This is a genomic window from Pseudomonas sp. MC6, from assembly GCF_054790575.1.
In genome coordinates, this window is the sequence record NZ_CP186504.1 from 5056755 (window position 1) to 5076901 (window position 20147).

Here is a 20147-nt window from a genome sequence, read left to right on the forward strand (position 1 = left end):
AGCGGCCATTGTAGCGGCGAGCCGCCCACTTATCCACATGCAGGTTGCCCGGTGTCCATGATTTATCAATGCGTTGAATCAGAAAAAGGCGACCAACGGTGTGTGAATAAGCTCTGTGGATAACCACCTCTAAGGGCACTGGACAACTGGGGGTTGAACTCGGTGGATAACAGGCCTGTGGATAACAGGCCATTCCACACACAGGTTATCCGACAGCGCAGCACAGGCTGAACACGGTTTTCCACTGTAGTTGTCATTCTCTGTACATCACGTCAGACAAGGCCTAATGCTACTTATCCACAGAAGAAGGTGTGCCTAGCTTTTATAAGCTTTACAGAAAAGCTTTAAATAATTCCCTTCTTTATTTTTATGTATGACGAGCAGGTGATCAGGCAAAGAACACCTTGAGATCTATTTATAAGGAAACGCTGGTTGGAAATTGACCTGAAGGCTTGCTTTCTCTAGAATCCCCGGTCTCTTAAAACGGGGGCCATTCCGGCCCGTTGTGGACGAACCAGGTAACACGACATGAAACGTACTTTCCAACCAAGCACTATCAAACGCGCCCGTACCCACGGTTTCCGTGCTCGCATGGCTACCAAGAACGGCCGTGCAGTCCTGTCGCGTCGCCGCGCCAAAGGTCGTGCGCGTCTGGCAGTTTGATAATCCGGTACTGGAGGTGAGTCAGGACTTCAGTCGGGAAAAGCGTCTGCTTACTCCCCGGCATTTCAAGGCAGTCTTTGACTCCCCTACCGGCAAGGTTCCGGGGAAAAATCTCCTGCTCCTTGCACGCAACAACGATCTTGATCACCCCCGTCTCGGGCTGGTTATCGGGAAAAAGAGCGTAAAGCTCTCCGTTGAGCGCAATCGCCTCAAACGTTTGATGCGCGAATCGTTCCGTCTGCACCAGGATTCACTGGTCGGCTGGGACATCGTTATCGTCGCGCGCAAAGGTCTGGGCGATGTAGAAAACCCCGAATTGATTCAGCATTTCGGCAAGCTCTGGAAGCGTCTGGCACGCAGCAAGCCAGTTCCAGAAGTCAAAACCGAAACTGTAGGGGTAGACAGTCCAGATGCGTAAACTGGCCCTCGTTCCGATCCAGTTTTATCGCTATGCCATTAGTCCTTTAATGGCCAACCACTGTCGTTTCTACCCCAGTTGTTCCTGCTACGCGTTAGAAGCCATCGAAAATCATGGCCTTCTGCGCGGTGGCTGGCTGGCCTTTCGTCGTTTAGGTCGCTGTCATCCGTGGAATCCCGGTGGTTATGACCCGGTTCCACCTATCCCTACCTCCCGTTCTTCTTCGATGGCCGAGTAATCATGGATATCAAACGCACGATCCTGATCGTCGCCCTGGCAATCGTGGCCTACGTTATGGTCCTTAAATGGAACCAGGACTATGGTCAGGCTGCCCTGCCGACTCAGAATGTTGCTTCCAGTACGACTACATCCGGTTTGCCGGACACCGCCACTGGCAATAATGCTGCAGCCAGTGACGATATTCCGCGTGCCGCTAGCGATACCAGTGCACCTGCCGAAACGCCGGTAGCCGCCAGCAAGGATCTGATCCAGATCAAAACCGACGTGCTCGATCTCGCGATCGATCCACAAGGTGGTGATGTTGCTCAATTGACCTTGCCTCTGTATCCACGTCGTCAGGATCGTCCTGATGTTCCGTTCCAGCTGTTCGATAACGGCGGCGAACGTGTGTATCTGGCACAAAGCGGTCTGATCGGCACCAATGGCCCGGATGCAAATCCGGCCGGTCGTCCGGTCTACTCCTCGGAGAAGAAGACTTATCAACTGGCTGACGGTCAGGACCAACTGGTCGTAGACCTGAAGTTCAGCAAGGACGGCGTCAATTACATCAAGCGTTTCACTCTGAAACGTGGCCTGTATGACGTAGCCGTTTCCTACATTGTGGATAACCAGAGCGCTCAGCCCTGGAATGGCGCGATGTTCGCGCAGTTGAAGCGCGATGCTAGCGCTGATCCTTCGTCCACAACCGCTACTGGCACCGCAACTTATCTGGGCGCTGCCCTGTGGACAAGTTCGGAGCCGTACAAGAAAGTGTCCATGAAGGACATGGACAAGGCACAACTGAAAGAAACCGTCACCGGTGGTTGGGTAGCCTGGCTACAGCACTACTTCGTGACTGCGTGGATTCCGGCAAAGGGCGAAAACAACATCGTCCAGACCCGTAAAGACAGCAAAGGCAACTACATCATCGGTTACACAGGTCCAACACTGACCGCTGCACCGGGTGCCAAAGTTGAAACCAGCGCTATCCTTTACGCCGGTCCGAAAAGCCAGGCTGTGCTGAAAGAGTTGTCCCCAGGTCTGGAACTGACCGTCGACTACGGCATTCTGTGGTTCATTGCTCAGCCAATCTTCTGGCTGCTGCAACACATTCACGCCATTGTCGGTAACTGGGGCTGGTCGATCATTTTCCTGACCATGCTGATCAAGGGTATTTTCTTCCCTCTGTCGGCTGCCAGCTACAAATCGATGGCGCGTATGCGTGCCGTTGCGCCGAAACTGGCTGCTCTGAAAGAGCAACATGGCGACGACCGGCAGAAAATGTCGCAAGCCATGATGGAGCTGTACAAGAAAGAGAAGATCAATCCGCTGGGCGGCTGCTTGCCGATCCTCGTGCAGATGCCGGTTTTCCTTTCTCTGTACTGGGTTCTGCTGGAAAGCGTGGAAATGCGCCAAGCGCCGTTCATGCTGTGGATCACTGACCTGTCGATCAAGGATCCGTTCTTCATTCTGCCGATCATCATGGGCGCAACCATGTTCATCCAGCAGCAGCTGAACCCGACTCCTCCGGATCCGATGCAGGCGAAGGTCATGAAAATGATGCCAATCATCTTCACCTTCTTCTTCCTGTGGTTCCCGGCAGGTCTGGTGCTGTACTGGGTTGTGAACAACTGCCTGTCGATTGCACAACAGTGGTACATCACACGTAAAATCGAACGGGCTACCCAAGCCGCTGCTTGATTTACACTGTGGATAACCACTCAAAACGCCCCCTAGTGGGGCGTTTTGCTATCTGTCATTTTTGTCTGGATACCGGTCAATGAGCGCACCTCGTGAAACCATCGCCGCTGTCGCCACCGCTCAAGGCCGTGGTGGTGTGGGCATCGTTCGTATTTCCGGGCCGTTGGCCAGCGTTGCAGCGAAAGCCATCAGCGGCCGCGAACTGAAACCGCGTTACGCCCATTACGGCCCGTTTTTCAGCGACGACCAGCAAGTCCTCGATGAAGGTCTGGCGCTGTATTTCCCGGGGCCGAACTCGTTCACCGGTGAAGACGTGCTAGAACTGCAAGGCCACGGCGGCCCGATCGTTCTGGATATGTTGCTCAAACGCTGCCTGGAACTGGGATGTCGCTTGGCCCGTCCTGGTGAATTCAGCGAACGCGCCTTCCTCAATGACAAGCTCGACCTGACCCAGGCCGAGGCGATTGCCGATTTGATCGAAGCCAGTTCTGCACAGGCTGCGCGCAATGCTCTGCGTTCCTTGCAGGGTGCGTTTTCCCAGCGTGTGCATAACTTGACCGAGCAACTGATCGGTTTGCGTATCTACGTCGAAGCCGCCATCGACTTCCCGGAAGAAGAAATCGACTTCCTTGCCGATGGCCATGTGCTGAGCATGCTCGACAAAGTGCGCGTCGAGTTATCCACAGTACTGCGAGAAGCCGGGCAGGGTGCGTTGCTGCGCGATGGTATGACTGTGGTGATCGCCGGTCGTCCGAATGCCGGCAAGTCCAGTCTGTTGAATGCCTTGGCCGGTCGTGAAGCCGCCATCGTTACCGAAATTGCCGGTACGACCCGCGACATCCTGCGCGAACATATCCACATTGATGGTATGCCACTGCACGTTGTCGATACGGCCGGACTGCGCGATACCGATGATCATGTGGAAAAGATCGGGGTCGAGCGCGCATTGAAAGCCATTGGCGAGGCTGATCGGGTGTTGTTGGTGGTCGACGCCACTGCGCCGGAAGCGCTGGATCCCTTTGCCCTATGGCCGGAATTCCTTGAAACCCGACCAGATCCGGCGAAGGTCACCCTGATCCGCAACAAAGCCGATTTGACCGGCGAAGCCATTGCCCTGAAAACCAGTGAAGACGGCCATGTGACGATCAGCCTCAGCGCCAAGTCGGCCGGTGAAGGCCTTGACCTGCTGCGTGACCATCTCAAAGCCTGTATGGGTTACGAGCAGACCTCGGAAAGCAGTTTCAGCGCACGTCGCCGGCATCTTGAAGCCTTGCGCCACGCCAGTGCAGCGTTGGAACACGGCCGCGCCCAGCTGACCTTGGCTGGCGCCGGAGAGTTATTGGCGGAAGATCTGCGTCAAGCCCAGCATTCTCTCGGCGAAATCACTGGTGCCTTCAGCTCCGATGATCTGCTAGGTCGGATATTTTCCAGCTTCTGCATTGGCAAATGACAAAGGGGCTGTGGACAATTTATCCACAGCCCCTTTTCATTTACCAGTTGTAGGAAACCGTACCGAGCAAGGTCCGGTCTTCTCCCCAGTAGCAGCGGCCGGCATCATTGCATCCCGACACATATTCCTTGTCGAACAGGTTTTTCGCATTTAGGTCCACGCTCCAGTGCGTGTCGATCTGATAGCCGATCGCCGCATCAACCAAGGTGACATCGCCGGCATCCAGCTTTCCGTACAGAGAAGGCGAGGTGTAGGCGAAGGCACTGTCGAAGTAACGCACACCGCCACCCACATACAAACCTTTCAGATCGCCATCGAGGAATCGGTATTTCGCCCAGGTCCGAGGCCTGATTACGCGGCACGCCGGTCATCTGATGGCCTTTGACCAATGACGTCGCGGCATCCTTGGTGATTCGCGCGTCGGTGTAGGTGTAGGCCGCCGTGACGTTGAGGTTCTGCGTCAGATTGCTGTTAAGTTCCAGCTCTACACCCTTGGAACGGCTTTCGCCCACTTGGCGATAGCTCGACGTGGTGGCGTCGAAGTAGGTGTCGTCCTTTTTGCGCAGGTCGTACACCGAAGCAGTGAACGCTGTGTCCCAGCCGATCGGCTCGTATTTCAGGCCCACTTCATATTGGCTGCTGGTGATCGGATCAAGCGGTGCGCCGGCGTTGGAAATCTGCTGCACCGGCACGAACGAGGTCGAGTAGCTGACATACGGCGTCATGCCGTTGTCGAACTGGTACATCACGCCGCCCTGATAAGTGAATTTCTTATCCTCGGAGCTGATGTCACTCGACTGGGCCACCTTGTCGCGGAAATCACTGTCGACCCAATCCTGACGACCGCCGAGCAGAAACAACCAATGGTCGTACTTGCTCTGGATCTGTGCATAAACCCCTTTCATCTGCTGCTCGAGCAAGGTGTTTTGCACCGCAATCGGTGTGGTAGGGTCGCGCAGGTACACCGGGTTATACACATCGATCGGCCCGACGACGCCGGCATCCCAGTCTTGATTGAAGGAAGTGCGGTCGTAGCTGGCGCCGAATAGCACGGTATTTTCCAGACCGCCGACCTGGAATTTGCCTTCCAGTTGGTTATCCAGCGAATACACCATCGATTTGTTGTAGCGATCGTAGGCCGTCATGTTCAGGCGTGTGCCGAAACCGGCATTGTTGAGGTTGCCCGGCCAGGTTTCGTGGCGGGTAATGCGCGACTGCATGTAGCGCGAGTTCTGCCGGAACTGCCAGTCGTCGTTGAACGAGTGACTGAACTCGTAACCGGTGCTCCAGGTTTCCCGTTCGAAGGTATTCCAGTCCGGATCGCCGAGCATTGTGCCCTTGGATAACTTGCCGTTGGGGTTGGTCAGCAAAGTCCCGGCGGCCGGTAGGCCAAGTTCCATGTTGGTGTGATCCTTCTGGTAGTTGGCCAGTAGGGTCAGCGTATTGAAATCGTCGAAATTCAGAGTCAGCGATGGCGCGATGTAGATCCGGTCATCCGGGACATGATCGGTCTGGGTGTCCGACTTGCGCCCGAGCATCACCACCCGCCCGAGAACATTACCGCTGTTATTGAGTGGACCGGAGACATCGACGCCGATCTGCCTACGATTATTCGAGCCATAACCCAATTGCACTTCGCCTTGTGGCGCGGCGGTCGGGCGTTTGCTCACCAGATTGACCAGACCGCCGGGAGCGTTTTCCCCGTACAGCAGAGAAGACGGGCCGCGGAAAATCTCCACTCGCTCAAGACCATAAGGCTCGGTGCTGGTGTCATAGCGGTTGCCCTGTACGCGTAGTCCATCGCGCAACAGACCGTAGCCGTAATCGGTGGCATTGAAACCCCGTATGAAAAACAGATCTCCGGCCAGACTGTCGCCGGCGGCAAACGGAGGGGCAAAGATCCCCGGGACGTAGCCAAGCACCTCGGTGAGCGTCTGGGATTTCTGATCTTTCATGCGTTGCGCGGTTACGACTGACACCGAGCGTGGCGTTTCCGACAACGGTGTGCTGGTTTTCGTACCAATCCGGCTGCTTTGCGCCTTGTAGCCAACGTCGGCGGCGTAATCCAGGTTCATCGGGTTGGCTAATTGCCCGTTGATGTTGGTCGGGGCCAGTTCCAGCGAGTCACCAGTGGGCAGCGCCTGCAGAATGTAGCTGCTAGGCGCCTGCGGTATGGCTTGCAACCCCGAGCCTTGCAGCAGTTGGGAGAATCCCTGTTCGACGGTGAAGTTGCCGTTCAGTCCCGCACTGCGTAAACGGCTGGTCTGTTGCGGCGAGAACGACAGAATCACGTTCGAAGCAGAGGCGAACTGGCTCAACGCATTGTCCAGCGGGCCGGCAGCAATGGTGTAGCGCTGGGCGGCCATCGCCGCGAAGGCGTTATTGGTCATTACCAGGCAAGGCGCGGCACTGGTCATCAGTAGGCTGTAGGCAATGCAGTGGTGGGAAAAACGCTGACGGAACGTGGGAAGACGCATGTGTGGATAAGCCCTGAAGGTGGCGAAGAGCCGCGTTTATCGCGATTACCTGTAGGGCCGGGTCAGGGCAAAAAAAGATAACCTTGGTTTCAATTTATTTTTCCCCAGGTGATTTTCGATCAGACGTTGTGGCTGATCGAGACCCAGTAACGGGTGAAGTAGCGGACGTTGATCGGTAACGAGGCCTGGAGATTGGCCAGAACGGCATCGGTGGAGTCGAGCCGAAAGGTGCCGGATACCCGCAGATCCCGGGCGCGCGCGTCGCAGTGCAAAACCCCGCTGCGATAACGGCCCAATTCTTCGATCACATCGCCCAAACGTGCATTGAGGACGATCAATTGGCCGTTGGTCCATGCCACTTCCGAGGGTTGGAAGGGATGAATGAGTCCGATATGCCGGCTATCGAAGTCAGCGCCTTCCCCTGCATTCAGAATAATGGCGGCTGTTGATGAATCCCCCGGTTGAACGCTGACCCGATTTTCCAGCACCCCCACGCGGGTAGAACCCGGGAACTGGTGGACGGAGAATCGAGTGCCCAAGGCTTGTATCCGGCCATCACGGGTTTCGACGAAAAAGGGTCGTTGATCGCCAAGCTTTCCGGTTTGGATCAGGATTTCGCCCGAGCGCAGGCGAATCAGCCGCTGTACCGGGTCGAAAGACACGTCAATGGCAGTGTCGGTGTTGAGCTGAATCTGGCTGCCATCCGCCAATGCGATATTGCGAAGCTGACCAACCCCGGTTTTATAGTCCGCCCAAACATTCCCCAAGGAAGCGTGATGCTGAACATTCCAGCCAACGAACCCCGTCCCCGCCCCGAGCAGCAACAGTTTCAGCACCTGACGGCGTTGCTGACCGGTGTTCAGTGCCCGACGTTTCAGATCCTGCGGTAGTGTGCCGAGGTGGCGTTGCATTTGTTCCATCTGGTTCCACGCCGCCAGATGTGCCGGGTCGCTATCTATCCACAGCTGCCAGGCCTTCTGTTCGGCGAGCGTCGGCGGATCCGTTTGAAACTGCACATACCAACTGGCGGCCGCTTCGAAAACCTGACGGTTGGGGGCGATGGCCATCAACGCTGCGCCATGACCAGGGCACATTCCGTCAGGGAGCGGATCATGTGTTTCTTCACCGTGGTCAGAGAAACCTTCAGCTGCAGGGCGATCTGTTGATAAGTCAGGCCATCGATCTGCGACAGCATGAAAATCTGTTGGCTTCTGGCGCCGAGCCCGGCCAAGGCTTTATCCACAGCGACCAGAGTTTCGATGATCAGCGCCTTGTCTTCCTCGCTGATGGCGGTGGCTTCCGGTCGAGCCGCCAGGGTCTGCAAATATGCTGCTTCGATAGCCTGTCTGCGATAACGATCAATCACCAGACCGCGTGCAATTGTCGCCAGATAGTCCCGTGGCTCGCGAATCTGCGCGGCATTGCGGGCCGCCAGAATCCGCACAAACGTGTCATGCGCCACATCGGCGGCATCGCAGGCGTCATGCAATTTTCCCTTGAGCCATCCATATAGCCACGAATGATGTTGCTCGTAGATTTGCTCAATCGCAGCGGTGTGGGCGGGTAGGGACATAGGGAAAACTGATGAGTTAATGATAATGCCTATTATTAGCCCCTGTTACGTTCTCTCACAATAGCCCTCGCACTTACCTCCATCAGCTTCTTTGTCGCCAGCGAACCCTCGCTGGTGTTTTTTTTGCGCGCTGAAAAAGCTGCTGTATCGTTTTTTCTGTGGATTAAGCCCTGTGAATAACTGCCACTGAGGTCGGTTGATAACAGGGCTTAAAAACTGGACATAAACCCCTCTGTGGATAACCTTCCCTTTCATCCACAGGCTTACAGCGGTTATCCAAGGGCCTCATTAGCACATGAGCACAGGGTTTTAAAACTCTGTACACATTGAATATAAAGGCCTGTAGCAATCTATCCACAGAAAGGTGGCTCAGTAAGAATAAACATAAAAACAAAGGTTTTATAAATTTCTCTCTTTTTTATTCTTTTAACCTCGAGTTCTCCACAGCTGGTTAAATTTTGTGCAAAGGGTTCTTTAGGAAGGGCGAAGTCCCTATACTTGTCGACCAGGTTCAGAAACCTGATCTCAAACTATTCCTGAATTACCTACTTAAGCAGGCACGAGGTGCGTGGTGGATTTCCCTTCCCGTTTTGAAGTGATCGTCATCGGCGGCGGTCATGCCGGTACCGAGGCAGCACTGGCCTCAGCACGTATGGGGGCAAAAACCCTGTTGCTGACGCATAACGTGGAAACCCTCGGTGCCATGAGTTGCAACCCGGCCATCGGTGGTATTGGCAAAAGCCATCTGGTCAAGGAAATCGATGCCCTCGGCGGCGCGATGGCAACGGCCACCGATTTGGGCGGCATCCAGTTTCGCGTGTTGAACAGCCGCAAAGGCCCAGCCGTACGGGCGACCCGTGCGCAAGCCGACCGGATTCTGTACAAAGCCGCTGTCCGCGAAATTCTGGAAAACCAACCAAACCTGTGGATATTTCAACAAGCGGCTGACGACCTGATCGTCGAGCAGGAACAAGTCCGTGGTGTTGTCACGCAAATGGGTCTGCGCTTTTTCGCCGATTCCGTGGTGTTGACCACCGGTACGTTCCTCGGCGGACTTATCCACATCGGTTTGCAGAATTTCTCCGGCGGTCGCGCCGGTGATCCGCCGTCGATCGCCCTGGCTCACCGTCTGCGTGAACTGCCACTGCGTGTCGGTCGCCTGAAAACCGGCACACCGCCGCGTATCGACGGCAAGTCTGTGGATTTCTCGGTGATGACCGAGCAACCCGGCGATACGCCGATTCCGGTGATGTCGTTCATGGGCAACAAAGAACAGCATCCACGTCAGGTCAGTTGCTGGATTACTCACACAAACGCCCGCACCCACGAAATCATCGCGGCGAACCTCGATCGTTCGCCGATGTATTCCGCCGCTGGTGAAATCGAAGGCATCGGCCCGCGCTACTGCCCGTCGATCGAAGACAAGATCCATCGCTTTGCCGACAAGGAAAGCCATCAGGTGTTTATCGAACCGGAAGGTTTGACCACCCATGAGCTGTATCCGAACGGGATATCCACAAGCTTGCCGTTCGACGTGCAATTGCAGATCGTGCAATCGATCCGTGGCATGGAAAACGCGCACATCGTGCGTCCGGGTTATGCGATCGAGTACGACTACTTCGATCCACGCGACCTGAAGTACAGCCTGGAAACCAAAGTCATCGGCGGTCTGTTCTTCGCCGGGCAAATCAACGGCACCACCGGCTACGAAGAAGCTGGCGCCCAAGGTTTGCTCGCTGGCGCCAACGCCGCACTGCGCGCCAAGGGCAAAGAAGCCTGGTGCCCGCGTCGCGATGAAGCCTACATCGGCGTTTTGGTCGACGACCTGATCACCCTCGGTACCCAAGAGCCGTACCGCATGTTCACTTCCCGTGCCGAGTACCGTCTGATTCTGCGTGAGGACAACGCTGACCTGCGTCTGACCGAAAAAGGTCGCGAGCTGGGTCTGGTCGATGACGCGCGTTGGGCGGCCTTCTGCAAGAAACGCGAAAGTATCGAGCTGGAAGAGCAGCGCCTGAAAAGCACCTGGGTTCGCCCGAACACGCAGCAGGGCGATGCGATTGCCGAGAAATTCGGCACGCCGCTGACCCACGAATACAACTTGCTCAACCTCTTGAGTCGACCGGAAATCGACTACGCTGGTCTGGTCGAAGTGACCGGCAACGGCGCCGAAGATCCACAGGTTGCCGAACAGGTGGAAATCAAGACCAAATACGCCGGTTACATCGACCGTCAACAGGACGAAATCGCCCGTCTGCGCGCCAGTGAAGACACGAAACTGCCTGTGGATATCGATTACACCAACATTTCCGGTCTTTCCAAGGAGATCCAGAGCAAGCTCGGCGCGACTCGACCAGAGACGCTGGGCCAGGCTTCGCGGATCCCGGGTGTGACCCCGGCAGCGATTTCGCTGCTGATGATTCATTTGAAAAAACGCGGCGCGGGCCGTCAGTTGGAGCAAAGCGCTTGAGTTCTAAGGTCACTTCGCAACACGCCGAAGAGTTATCCACAGGAGCCCGCGAGCTCGGTGTCAATCTCACTGAAACCCAGCACGAATTGCTGCTGGGTTATCTGGCCCTGTTGATCAAATGGAACCAGGCCTACAACCTGACCGCTGTGCGCGATCCGGACGAAATGGTGTCGAGGCATTTGCTCGATAGTCTCAGCGTGATGTCGTTCATCGAGAACGGTCGTTGGCTCGACGTTGGCAGTGGCGGCGGCATGCCAGGCATCCCGTTGGCGATCCTGTATCCGGATTCGCAAGTGACTTGTCTGGACAGCAACGGCAAGAAAACCCGCTTTCTGACTCAGGTCAAACTCGAACTCAAACTGGATAACCTGCAAGTTATCCACAGCCGTGTCGAAGCCTTCCAGCCTGCACAGCCGTTCAACGGGATTATTTCCCGGGCGTTCAGCAGTATGGAGAACTTCACCAACTGGACTCGCCACCTCGGCGATGCCGATACACGATGGCTGGCAATGAAGGGCGTTCATCCGGCCGATGAGCTGGTAGCATTGCCGGCAGACTTCAAACTCGATAGCGAACACGCCCTGGCCGTACCCGGTTGCCAAGGCCAACGCCATCTGCTGATACTGCGCCGCACGGCATGATTGGGAACACAAGCAAGAATGGCTAAGGTATTCGCGATAGCGAACCAGAAGGGTGGTGTGGGTAAGACCACCACCTGCATCAACCTCGCAGCATCCCTGGTCGCGACCAAGCGCCGGGTGCTGTTGATCGATCTCGATCCACAGGGCAACGCCACCATGGGTAGCGGTGTGGATAAACACGGCCTGGAAAACTCGGTCTACGACCTGCTGATCGGCGAATGCGATCTGGCCCAGGCCATGCACTATTCCGAGCACGGCGGTTACCAACTGCTGCCGGCCAACCGCGATTTGACGGCGGCCGAAGTGGTGCTGCTGGAAATGCAGATGAAGGAAAGCCGTCTGCGCAGCGCGCTGGCGCCGATCCGTGAAAACTACGATTACATTCTGATCGACTGCCCGCCGTCGCTGTCGATGCTCACGCTGAACGCACTGGTCGCCGCTGACGGGGTGATTATCCCCATGCAGTGCGAGTACTTCGCGCTCGAAGGCTTGAGTGACCTTGTGGATAACATCAAGCGCATCGCTGAATTGCTCAACCCGAACCTGAAAGTCGAAGGCCTGCTGCGGACCATGTATGACCCGCGCCTGAGCCTGATGAACGACGTTTCGGCGCAGCTCAAGGAACACTTCGGCGATCAGCTGTACGACACGGTGATCCCGCGCAACATCCGCCTGGCCGAAGCGCCGAGCTACGGCATGCCGGCGCTTGCCTACGACAAGCAATCGCGCGGCGCCCTGGCTTATCTGGCCCTGGCCGGCGAGATGGTTCGTCGTCAGCGCAAAAACTCACGCATCGCCGCCGCTCAGGCAACTTAAGGAATCCCCATGGCCGTCAAGAAACGAGGTCTCGGACGTGGACTGGATGCACTGCTGAGTGGTCCGACCGTCAGCGCGCTGGAAGAACAAGCGGCGCAAGCTGACACCCGCGAACTGCAGCACTTGCCACTGGATCTGCTGCAGCGCGGCAAATACCAGCCGCGCCGCGACATGGATCCTCAGGCGCTGGAAGAACTGGCAGCGTCGATCAAGGCGCAAGGCGTGATGCAGCCGATCGTGGTGCGCCCGATTGGCGGTGGCCGCTTCGAGATCATCGCCGGTGAACGCCGCTGGCGCGCGAGTCAGCAAGCCGGGCAGGAAACCATCCCGGCGATGGTGCGCGACGTACCGGATGAAACCGCGATCGCCATTGCGCTGATCGAGAACATCCAGCGTGAAGATCTCAACCCGATCGAAGAAGCGGTGGCCCTGCAGCGTTTGCAGCAGGAGTTCCAGCTGACGCAGCAACAGGTCGCCGAGGCTGTGGGTAAGTCCCGCGTCACTGTGGCTAACCTGTTGCGGCTTATTGCACTGCCGGAAGTCATCAAGACCATGTTGTCCCACGGCGACCTGGAAATGGGTCATGCCCGTGCTTTGCTCGGTCTGCCGGACAATCAGCAGGTGGAAGGGGCGCGACATGTTGTCGCACGCGGCCTCACCGTGCGCCAAACTGAAGCACTGGTTCGTCAGTGGTTGAGTGGCAAACCGGAGCCTGTGGAAGCGAGCAAACCCGACCCGGATATCGCCCGCCTCGAACAGCGTCTGGCCGAGCGCCTAGGCTCTGCGGTGCAGATTCGCCACGGCAAGAAGGGAAAGGGTCAGTTGGTGATCGGTTACAACTCCCTCGATGAGCTTCAAGGTGTGCTCGCGCACATCCGCTGAAACATTTCCTCATGTAGCGCGCAGTCGGAAATCACTACCTGACAGTTGAATAGGGGCAGAACCGCCCCTATACTCTGCGCGCATTTTGTCGGCACAAATTATGCCAAGTTATTGAATTCTGGCAGCCGACCATTGGAGAGCAAACGTGATGGAAACCCGCAAGCCAAACCGCCTGCCGTTCCATCGCCTGGCGGTTTTTCCGGTGTTAATGGCTCAATTTGTCATTTTGCTCATTGCCGCTTTGGCGCTCTGGCAATGGCACGGAGTCGTTGCCGGATACTCGGGACTTTGCGGGGGCCTGATAGCCTTGCTGCCCAATGTTTATTTCGCTCACAAGGCATTTCGGTTTTCCGGCGCCCGAGCAGCCCAGTCCATCGTCCGGTCATTTTATGCCGGCGAGGCAGGCAAACTGATTTTGACGGCAGTGCTCTTTGCACTGGTGTTTGCAGGTGTGAAGCCACTGGCGCCGATAGCAGTATTCGGCGTGTTCGTGCTGACTCAGTCGGTCAGCTGGTTCGCTCCCCTGCTGATGAGAACAAGACTTTCGAGACCTTAGGGCGTTTGAGGCAACCATGGCAGAAACAACCGCTTCGGGCTATATCCAGCACCACTTGCAGAACCTGACCTTCGGTCAGCTACCTAACGGCGGCTGGGGCTTTGCCCATACCGCAGCAGAGGCCAAAGAAATGGGCTTCTGGGCTTTCCACGTCGATACTCTCGGCTGGTCGGTCGCGTTGGGTCTGATCTTCGTACTTCTTTTCCGCATGGCGGCAAAGAAAGCGACTTCGGGTCAGCCGGGTGCTTTGCAGAACTTCGTTGAAGTATTGGTCGAATTCGTCGATGGCAGCGTGAAAGACAGCTTCCATGGCCGTAGCCCGGTGATTGCACCGTTGGCACTGACCATCTTCGTCTGGGTGTTCCTGATGAACGCCGTCGACCTGGTACCGGTCGACTGGATTCCTCAGCTGGCCATCCTGATCTCCGGTGACCACCACATCCCGTTCCGCGCCGTGTCGACTACCGACCCGAACGCGACCCTGGGCATGGCGTTCTCGGTTTTCGCACTGATCATTTTCTACAGCATCAAGGTCAAGGGCTTCGGCGGCTTCATCGGCGAACTGACCCTGCACCCGTTCGGCAGCAAGAACATTTTCGTTCAAGCCCTGCTGATTCCGGTGAACTTCCTGCTGGAATTCGTGACCCTGATCGCCAAACCGATCTCTCTGGCTCTGCGTCTGTTCGGCAACATGTATGCCGGCGAGCTGGTGTTCATTCTGATCGCTGTGATGTTCGGCAGTGGTCTGCTCTGGCTGAGCGGCCTGGGCGTTGTTCTGCAGTGGGCGTGGGCTGTGTTCCACATCCTGATCATCACGCTGCAGGCGTTCATCTTCATGATGCTGACCATCGTCTACCTGTCGATGGCGCACGAAGAAAACCATTAAGGCCAGTCTCGACTAGTCTGATGTCCTTCCCGGTCAAACGGGAAGGGGCTCTTCACAGGGCACCTGAAACGATTTGTTTTACCGCTTTAATCTAAAAAACCTAAACCATACGACGTAAAAGTCGGGAGGAAAGATGGAAACTGTAGTTGGTCTAACCGCTATCGCTGTTGCACTGTTGATCGGCCTGGGCGCACTGGGTACCGCAATTGGTTTCGGCCTGCTGGGCGGCAAGTTCCTGGAAGGCGCAGCGCGTCAGCCAGAAATGGTTCCAATGCTGCAAGTTAAAATGTTCATCGTTGCCGGTCTGCTCGACGCCGTAACCATGATCGGTGTTGGTATCGCTCTGTTCTTCACCTTTGCGAACCCGTTCGTTGGTCAGATCGCTGGCTAATTACCCGGATTCTTCCGAGTAATTTGATGTGATGGACAACGTAACTGCGAGGTGTTGGCGTGAACATTAATGCGACCCTGATTGGCCAGTCCGTTGCGTTCCTGATTTTTGTACTGTTCTGCATGAAGTATGTATGGCCTCCGGTCATCGCTGCTCTGCACGAACGTCAAAAGAAGATCGCTGATGGTCTGGACGCTGCCAGCCGTGCAGCTCGCGACCTGGAGTTGGCCCAAGAAAAAGCGGGTCAGCAACTGCGCGAAGCGAAAGCTCAGGCAGCTGAAATCATCGAGCAAGCCAAGAAACGCGGTAACCAGATTGTCGAAGAGGCCGTTGAAAAGGCCCGTGTCGACGCTGACCGTGTGAAGGTTCAGGCTCAAGCCGAGATCGAACAGGAACTGAACAGTGTCAAAGACAAGCTGCGCGCCCAAGTGGGTTTGCTGGCTGTCGGCGGCGCCGAGAAGATCCTGGGTGCCACAATCGATCAAAACGCGCACGCAGAGCTGGTTAACCAACTGGCTGCTGAAATCTAAGCGAGGGCGATCATGGCAGAACTGACCACGTTGGCCCGACCTTACGCTAAGGCGGCCTTCGAGCACGCTCAGGCCCACCAGCAACTGGCCAATTGGTCAGCCATGCTCGGCCTGGCTGCAGCGGTGTCGCAAGACGACACCATGCAGCGCGTGCTCAAGGCCCCGCGACTGACGAGCGCAGAAAAGGCCGCCACGTTTATTGACGTGTGCGGCGACAAGTTTGATGCCAAGGCACAGAACTTCATCAATGTCGTTGCCGAAAACGACCGTCTCCCGCTTCTGCCGGAGATTGCCGCTCTTTTCGACCTGTACAAGGCCGAACAAGAGAAGTCGGTAGACGTTGAAGTGACCAGTGCTTTTGCATTGAACCAAGAACAGCAAGACAAACTCGCCAAGGTTCTCAGTGCACGACTCAACCGGGAAGTGCGCCTGCAAGTTGCGGAGGATGCTGCCCTTATAGGTGGTGTCGTTATCCGCGCCGGCGACCTGGTTATCGATGGCTCGATTCGCGGCAAAATCGCGAAACTTGCCGAAGCATTGAAATCTTGAGTTTGAAGGGGCAGCAGAGCAATGCAGCAACTCAATCCTTCCGAAATAAGTGAAATTATCAAGGGCCGCATCGACAAGCTCGATGTGACCTCCCAAGCCCGTAACGAAGGCACTGTCGTCAGCGTATCTGACGGCATCGTGCGGATTCACGGTCTGGCCGACGTAATGTACGGCGAGATGATCGAGTTTCCGGGCGGCGTCTACGGTATGGCCCTCAACCTGGAGCAAGACTCCGTAGGTGCCGTTGTACTGGGCGCTTACCAGTCTCTGGCTGAAGGCATGAGCGCCAAGTGCACCGGCCGCATCCTCGAAGTTCCGGTTGGTAAGGAACTGCTGGGTCGCGTAGTCGACGCACTGGGCAACCCTGTTGACGGCAAAGGTCCACTGGGCAACACCGAGACCGACGCGGTCGAGAAAGTTGCTCCGGGCGTGATCTGGCGTAAGTCGGTAGACCAGCCTGTACAGACTGGCTACAAGGCTGTCGATGCCATGATCCCTGTCGGCCGTGGCCAGCGTGAGCTGATCATCGGTGACCGTCAGATCGGTAAAACCGCTCTGGCGATCGACGCGATCATCAACCAGAAAGACAGCGGCATTTTCTGCGTCTACGTAGCTATTGGTCAGAAACAATCGACCATCGCCAACGTGGTTCGCAAGCTGGAAGAAAACGGCGCCCTGGCCAACACGATCATCGTGGCTGCCAGTGCTTCGGAATCTCCTGCGCTGCAATTCCTGGCACCGTACTCCGGTTGCACCATGGGTGAATTCTTCCGCGACCGCGGTGAAGACGCGCTGATCGTTTATGACGATCTGTCCAAGCAAGCAGTGGCTTACCGCCAGATTTCCCTGCTGCTGCGCCGTCCACCAGGCCGTGAAGCTTACCCAGGCGACGTGTTCTATCTCCACTCCCGTCTGCTGGAGCGCGCATCCCGCGTTTCGGAAGAATACGTAGAGAAGTTCACCAACGGCGCAGTGACCGGCAAAACCGGTTCCCTGACCGCATTGCCGATCATCGAAACCCAGGCTGGCGACGTTTCCGCGTTCGTTCCGACCAACGTGATTTCCATCACCGACGGTCAGATCTTCCTGGAATCGGCCATGTTCAACTCGGGCATCCGCCCTGCAGTGAACGCCGGTGTTTCGGTATCCCGTGTGGGTGGTGCCGCTCAGACCAAGATCATCAAGAAGCTGTCCGGTGGTATCCGTACCGCTCTGGCTCAGTACCGTGAACTGGCGGCATTCGCCCAGTTCGCTTCTGACCTGGACGAAGCGACCCGTAAGCAACTTGAGCATGGTCAGCGCGTTACCGAGCTGATGAAGCAGAAGCAATACGCACCAATGTCGATCGCTGACATGGCGCTGTCGCTGTATGCCGCTGAGCGTGGGTTCCTGACTGACATTGAAATCGCCAAGATCGGCAGCTTCGAACAAGCGCTGATTGCTTTCTTCAACCGCGATCACGCCGATTTGATGGCCAAGATCAACGTTAAAGGTGACTTCAATGACGAAATCGACGCTGGCATGAAAGCCGGTATCGAGAAGTTCAAGGCCACCCAAACCTGGTAAGCCGCAGCGGGAGCCGCGAGGCTCCCGCTTGCTAACCTGATAGGTGTTACATGGCAGGCGCAAAAGAGATTCGCAGTAAGATTGCGAGCATCAAAAGCACGCAAAAGATTACCAGCGCCATGGAAAAAGTGGCGGTCAGCAAAATGCGCAAGGCACAAATGCGCATGGCTGCTAGCCGTCCTTATGCGGAGCGTATCCGCCAGGTTATTGGGCATCTGGCCAACGCCAACCCGGAATACCGCCACCCGTTCATGATCGACCGCGAAATCAAGCGCGTTGGTTATGTTGTGGTGAGCAGTGACCGTGGTCTGTGCGGCGGCTTGAATACCAACCTGTTCAAGGCCCTGGTCAAGGACATGGCGGTAAACCGCGAAAACGGCGTCGAGATTGATCTGTGTGTCGTTGGTAGCAAGGGTGCGGCCTTTTTCCGTAACTTCGGCGGTAACGTCGTTGCAGCTATCAGCCACCTGGGTGAAGAGCCGTCGATCAATGACTTGATCGGCAGCGTCAAGGTGATGCTGGATGCCTACCTGGATGGCCGTATTGATCGCCTGTCCGTGGTGTCCAACAAGTTCATCAACACCATGACGCAACAGCCTACCGTGGAGCAGTTGATTCCACTGGTGGCCACCCCGGATCAGGATCTCAAGCACCACTGGGACTATCTCTACGAACCGGATGCCAAAGAGCTGCTTGACGGCTTGATGGTCCGCTACGTTGAGTCGCAGGTCTACCAGGCGGTGGTCGAGAACAACGCGGCTGAACAAGCTGCGCGGATGATCGCGATGAAGAACGCTACCGACAACGCCGGTGATTTGATCAGCGATTTGCAGCTGATCTACAACAAGGCGCGTCAGGCTGCGATCACCCAAGAGATCTCGGAAATCGTCGGCGGCGCTGCCGCGGTTTAACGGTTCAAATATTCAGAGGATCCAGCTATGAGTAGCGGACGTATCGTTCAAATCATCGGCGCCGTTATCGACGTGGAATTTCCACGCGACAGCGTACCGAGCATCTACAACGCTTTGAAAGTCAAAAGCGATGCCGGCACCACTCTGGAAGTTCAGCAGCAGCTGGGCGACGGCGTGGTTCGTACCATTGCGATGGGTTCCACCGAGGGCTTGAAGCGCGGTCTGGAAGTTACCGACTCTGGCGCAGCCATCTCCGTACCGGTCGGTAAAGCGACCCTGGGCCGGATCATGGACGTCCTCGGTAACCCGATCGACGAAGCTGGCCCGATCGACACCGAAGAGCGTTGGGGCATTCACCGTCCAGCGCCTTCGTTCGCTGAACAGGCAGGCGGCAACGACCTGCTGGAAACCGGCATCAAGGTTATCGACCTGGTTTGCCCGTTTGCCAAAGGCGGTAAAGTCGGTCTGTTCGGTGGTGCCGGTGTAGGCAAAACCGTAAACATGATGGAACTGATCCGTAACATCGCCATCGAGCACAGCGGTTATTCCGTGTTCGCCGGTGTGGGTGAGCGTACTCGTGAGGGTAACGACTTCTACCACGAGATGAAGGACTCCAACGTTCTGGACAAAGTGGCACTGGTTTACGGTCAGATGAACGAGCCGCCGGGTAACCGTCTGCGCGTAGCACTGACCGGCCTGACCATGGCCGAGAAGTTCCGTGACGAAGGTAACGACGTTCTGCTGTTCGTCGACAACATCTATCGTTACACCCTGGCCGGTACTGAAGTATCCGCACTGCTGGGCCGTATGCCTTCGGCAGTAGGTTACCAGCCGACTCTGGCTGAAGAGATGGGCGTTCTGCAAGAACGTATCACTTCGACCAAAGAAGGTTCGATCACTTCGATCCAAGCGGTATACGTACCTGCGGATGACTTGACTGACCCGTCGCCAGCGACCACCTTCGCCCACTTGGACGCCACCGTCGTTCTGTCCCGTGACATCGCCTCCCTGGGTATCTACCCAGCGGTAGATCCACTGGATTCGACTTCGCGTCAGCTGGATCCGAACGTAATCGGTCAGGACCACTACGACACCGCTCGCGGCGTTCAGTACGTTCTGCAACGTTACAAAGAGCTGAAGGACATCATCGCGATCCTGGGTATGGACGAGCTGTCGGAAGCCGACAAGCAGTTGGTAAACCGTGCTCGTAAGATCCAGCGCTTCTTGTCGCAGCCGTTCTTCGTGGCTGAAGTCTTCACCGGTGCTTCGGGTAAATACGTTTCCCTGAAAGACACCATTGCTGGCTTCAAAGGCATCCTCAACGGTGACTACGACCACCTGCCAGAACAAGCGTTCTACATGGTTGGCGGCATCGAAGAAGCGATCGAGAAAGCCAAGAAACTGTAATCCCGGCGCCCGGCAACGGGCGCTAATTTAGGTTGAGGCAA

Annotated in this window: 19 protein-coding genes and 1 pseudogene; 17 read left to right on the forward strand and 3 right to left on the reverse strand. The window is 56.4% G+C overall.

The features are described from left to right. Positions 1–528: 528 nt before the first annotated feature. The 5 genes from rpmH to mnmE all read left to right on the forward strand — a co-directional run bounded on the left by rpmH (position 529) and on the right by mnmE (position 4451). On the forward strand, positions 529–663 hold the full coding sequence (rpmH, locus tag ACOYXE_RS22555; protein ID WP_003213577.1) for a 50S ribosomal protein L34: 135 nt from the start codon (positions 529–531) through the stop codon (positions 661–663). Between the two features lie 16 nt (positions 664–679). After that, a complete protein-coding gene (rnpA, locus tag ACOYXE_RS22560) occupies positions 680–1081 on the forward strand; it encodes a ribonuclease P protein component (RefSeq protein ID WP_042704971.1) in 402 nt (133 codons plus the stop codon). Further along, positions 1074–1319, forward strand: a complete 246-nt coding sequence (yidD, locus tag ACOYXE_RS22565; RefSeq protein ID WP_077430980.1) for a membrane protein insertion efficiency factor YidD — start codon at positions 1074–1076, stop codon at positions 1317–1319. Before rnpA ends, yidD begins: the two co-directional genes overlap by 8 nt. A gap of 2 nt (positions 1320–1321) precedes the next feature. Further along, positions 1322–3001, forward strand: coding sequence for a membrane protein insertase YidC (gene yidC / locus ACOYXE_RS22570; RefSeq protein ID WP_160060031.1), 1680 nt, complete (start codon positions 1322–1324; stop codon positions 2999–3001). A gap of 79 nt (positions 3002–3080) precedes the next feature. After that, positions 3081–4451 (forward strand): tRNA uridine-5-carboxymethylaminomethyl(34) synthesis GTPase MnmE, encoded by a 1371-nt coding sequence (gene mnmE / locus ACOYXE_RS22575; RefSeq protein ID WP_460926678.1) that lies wholly within the window; start codon positions 3081–3083, stop codon positions 4449–4451. A 40-nt stretch (positions 4452–4491) separates the two neighbouring features. Here the strand turns inward: mnmE and ACOYXE_RS22580 are convergent. The 3 genes and pseudogenes from ACOYXE_RS22580 to ACOYXE_RS22590 all read right to left on the reverse strand — a co-directional run bounded on the left by ACOYXE_RS22580 (position 4492) and on the right by ACOYXE_RS22590 (position 8501). Beyond that, a pseudogene (locus tag ACOYXE_RS22580) lies at positions 4492–6928 on the reverse strand (TonB-dependent siderophore receptor). 119 nt (positions 6929–7047) lie between these two features. Continuing rightward, entirely contained in the window at positions 7048–7995 is a 948-nt protein-coding gene (locus tag ACOYXE_RS22585) for a FecR domain-containing protein (protein WP_160060028.1), read from the reverse strand. Beyond that, positions 7995–8501 (reverse strand): sigma-70 family RNA polymerase sigma factor, encoded by a 507-nt coding sequence (locus ACOYXE_RS22590; RefSeq protein ID WP_160060027.1) that lies wholly within the window; start codon positions 8499–8501, stop codon positions 7995–7997. The genes ACOYXE_RS22585 and ACOYXE_RS22590 overlap by 1 nt, the downstream gene beginning before the upstream one ends. A gap of 571 nt (positions 8502–9072) precedes the next feature. On the opposite strand from ACOYXE_RS22590, the gene mnmG reads away from it, so the two are divergent. The 12 genes from mnmG to atpD all read left to right on the forward strand — a co-directional run bounded on the left by mnmG (position 9073) and on the right by atpD (position 20106). Beyond that, a complete protein-coding gene (gene mnmG / locus ACOYXE_RS22595) occupies positions 9073–10971 on the forward strand; it encodes a tRNA uridine-5-carboxymethylaminomethyl(34) synthesis enzyme MnmG (RefSeq protein ID WP_016984066.1) in 1899 nt (632 codons plus the stop codon). Further along, positions 10968–11612 (forward strand): 16S rRNA (guanine(527)-N(7))-methyltransferase RsmG, encoded by a 645-nt coding sequence (rsmG, locus tag ACOYXE_RS22600; RefSeq protein ID WP_007911906.1) that lies wholly within the window; start codon positions 10968–10970, stop codon positions 11610–11612. The genes mnmG and rsmG overlap by 4 nt, the downstream gene beginning before the upstream one ends. Positions 11613–11630: 18 nt before the next feature. After that, entirely contained in the window at positions 11631–12428 is a 798-nt protein-coding gene (locus ACOYXE_RS22605; protein WP_008084406.1) for a ParA family protein, read from the forward strand. A gap of 9 nt (positions 12429–12437) precedes the next feature. Continuing rightward, on the forward strand, positions 12438–13310 hold the full coding sequence (locus tag ACOYXE_RS22610; RefSeq protein ID WP_116028606.1) for a ParB/RepB/Spo0J family partition protein: 873 nt from the start codon (positions 12438–12440) through the stop codon (positions 13308–13310). Positions 13311–13458: 148 nt separating this feature from the next. After that, positions 13459–13866, forward strand: coding sequence for a F0F1 ATP synthase subunit I (locus tag ACOYXE_RS22615; protein WP_008084411.1), 408 nt, complete (start codon positions 13459–13461; stop codon positions 13864–13866). 16 nt (positions 13867–13882) lie between these two features. Next, positions 13883–14752, forward strand: a complete 870-nt coding sequence (gene atpB, locus ACOYXE_RS22620) for a F0F1 ATP synthase subunit A (protein WP_007911917.1) — start codon at positions 13883–13885, stop codon at positions 14750–14752. 133 nt (positions 14753–14885) lie between these two features. Beyond that, on the forward strand, positions 14886–15143 hold the full coding sequence (gene atpE / locus ACOYXE_RS22625; protein ID WP_003097235.1) for a F0F1 ATP synthase subunit C: 258 nt from the start codon (positions 14886–14888) through the stop codon (positions 15141–15143). A gap of 59 nt (positions 15144–15202) precedes the next feature. After that, positions 15203–15673, forward strand: coding sequence for a F0F1 ATP synthase subunit B (locus tag ACOYXE_RS22630; protein ID WP_003229781.1), 471 nt, complete (start codon positions 15203–15205; stop codon positions 15671–15673). A gap of 12 nt (positions 15674–15685) precedes the next feature. Then, positions 15686–16222, forward strand: coding sequence for a F0F1 ATP synthase subunit delta (locus ACOYXE_RS22635; protein WP_007911956.1), 537 nt, complete (start codon positions 15686–15688; stop codon positions 16220–16222). 21 nt (positions 16223–16243) lie between these two features. After that, positions 16244–17788, forward strand: a complete 1545-nt coding sequence (gene atpA, locus ACOYXE_RS22640) for a F0F1 ATP synthase subunit alpha (RefSeq protein WP_016984064.1) — start codon at positions 16244–16246, stop codon at positions 17786–17788. Between the two features lie 50 nt (positions 17789–17838). Further along, positions 17839–18699, forward strand: a complete 861-nt coding sequence (gene atpG, locus ACOYXE_RS22645; RefSeq protein WP_007911960.1) for a F0F1 ATP synthase subunit gamma — start codon at positions 17839–17841, stop codon at positions 18697–18699. A gap of 27 nt (positions 18700–18726) precedes the next feature. Further along, complete coding sequence (gene atpD, locus ACOYXE_RS22650) at positions 18727–20106, forward strand: F0F1 ATP synthase subunit beta (RefSeq protein ID WP_016984062.1); 1380 nt, start codon at positions 18727–18729, stop codon at positions 20104–20106. The last annotated feature ends 41 nt before the right edge of the window (positions 20107–20147 follow it).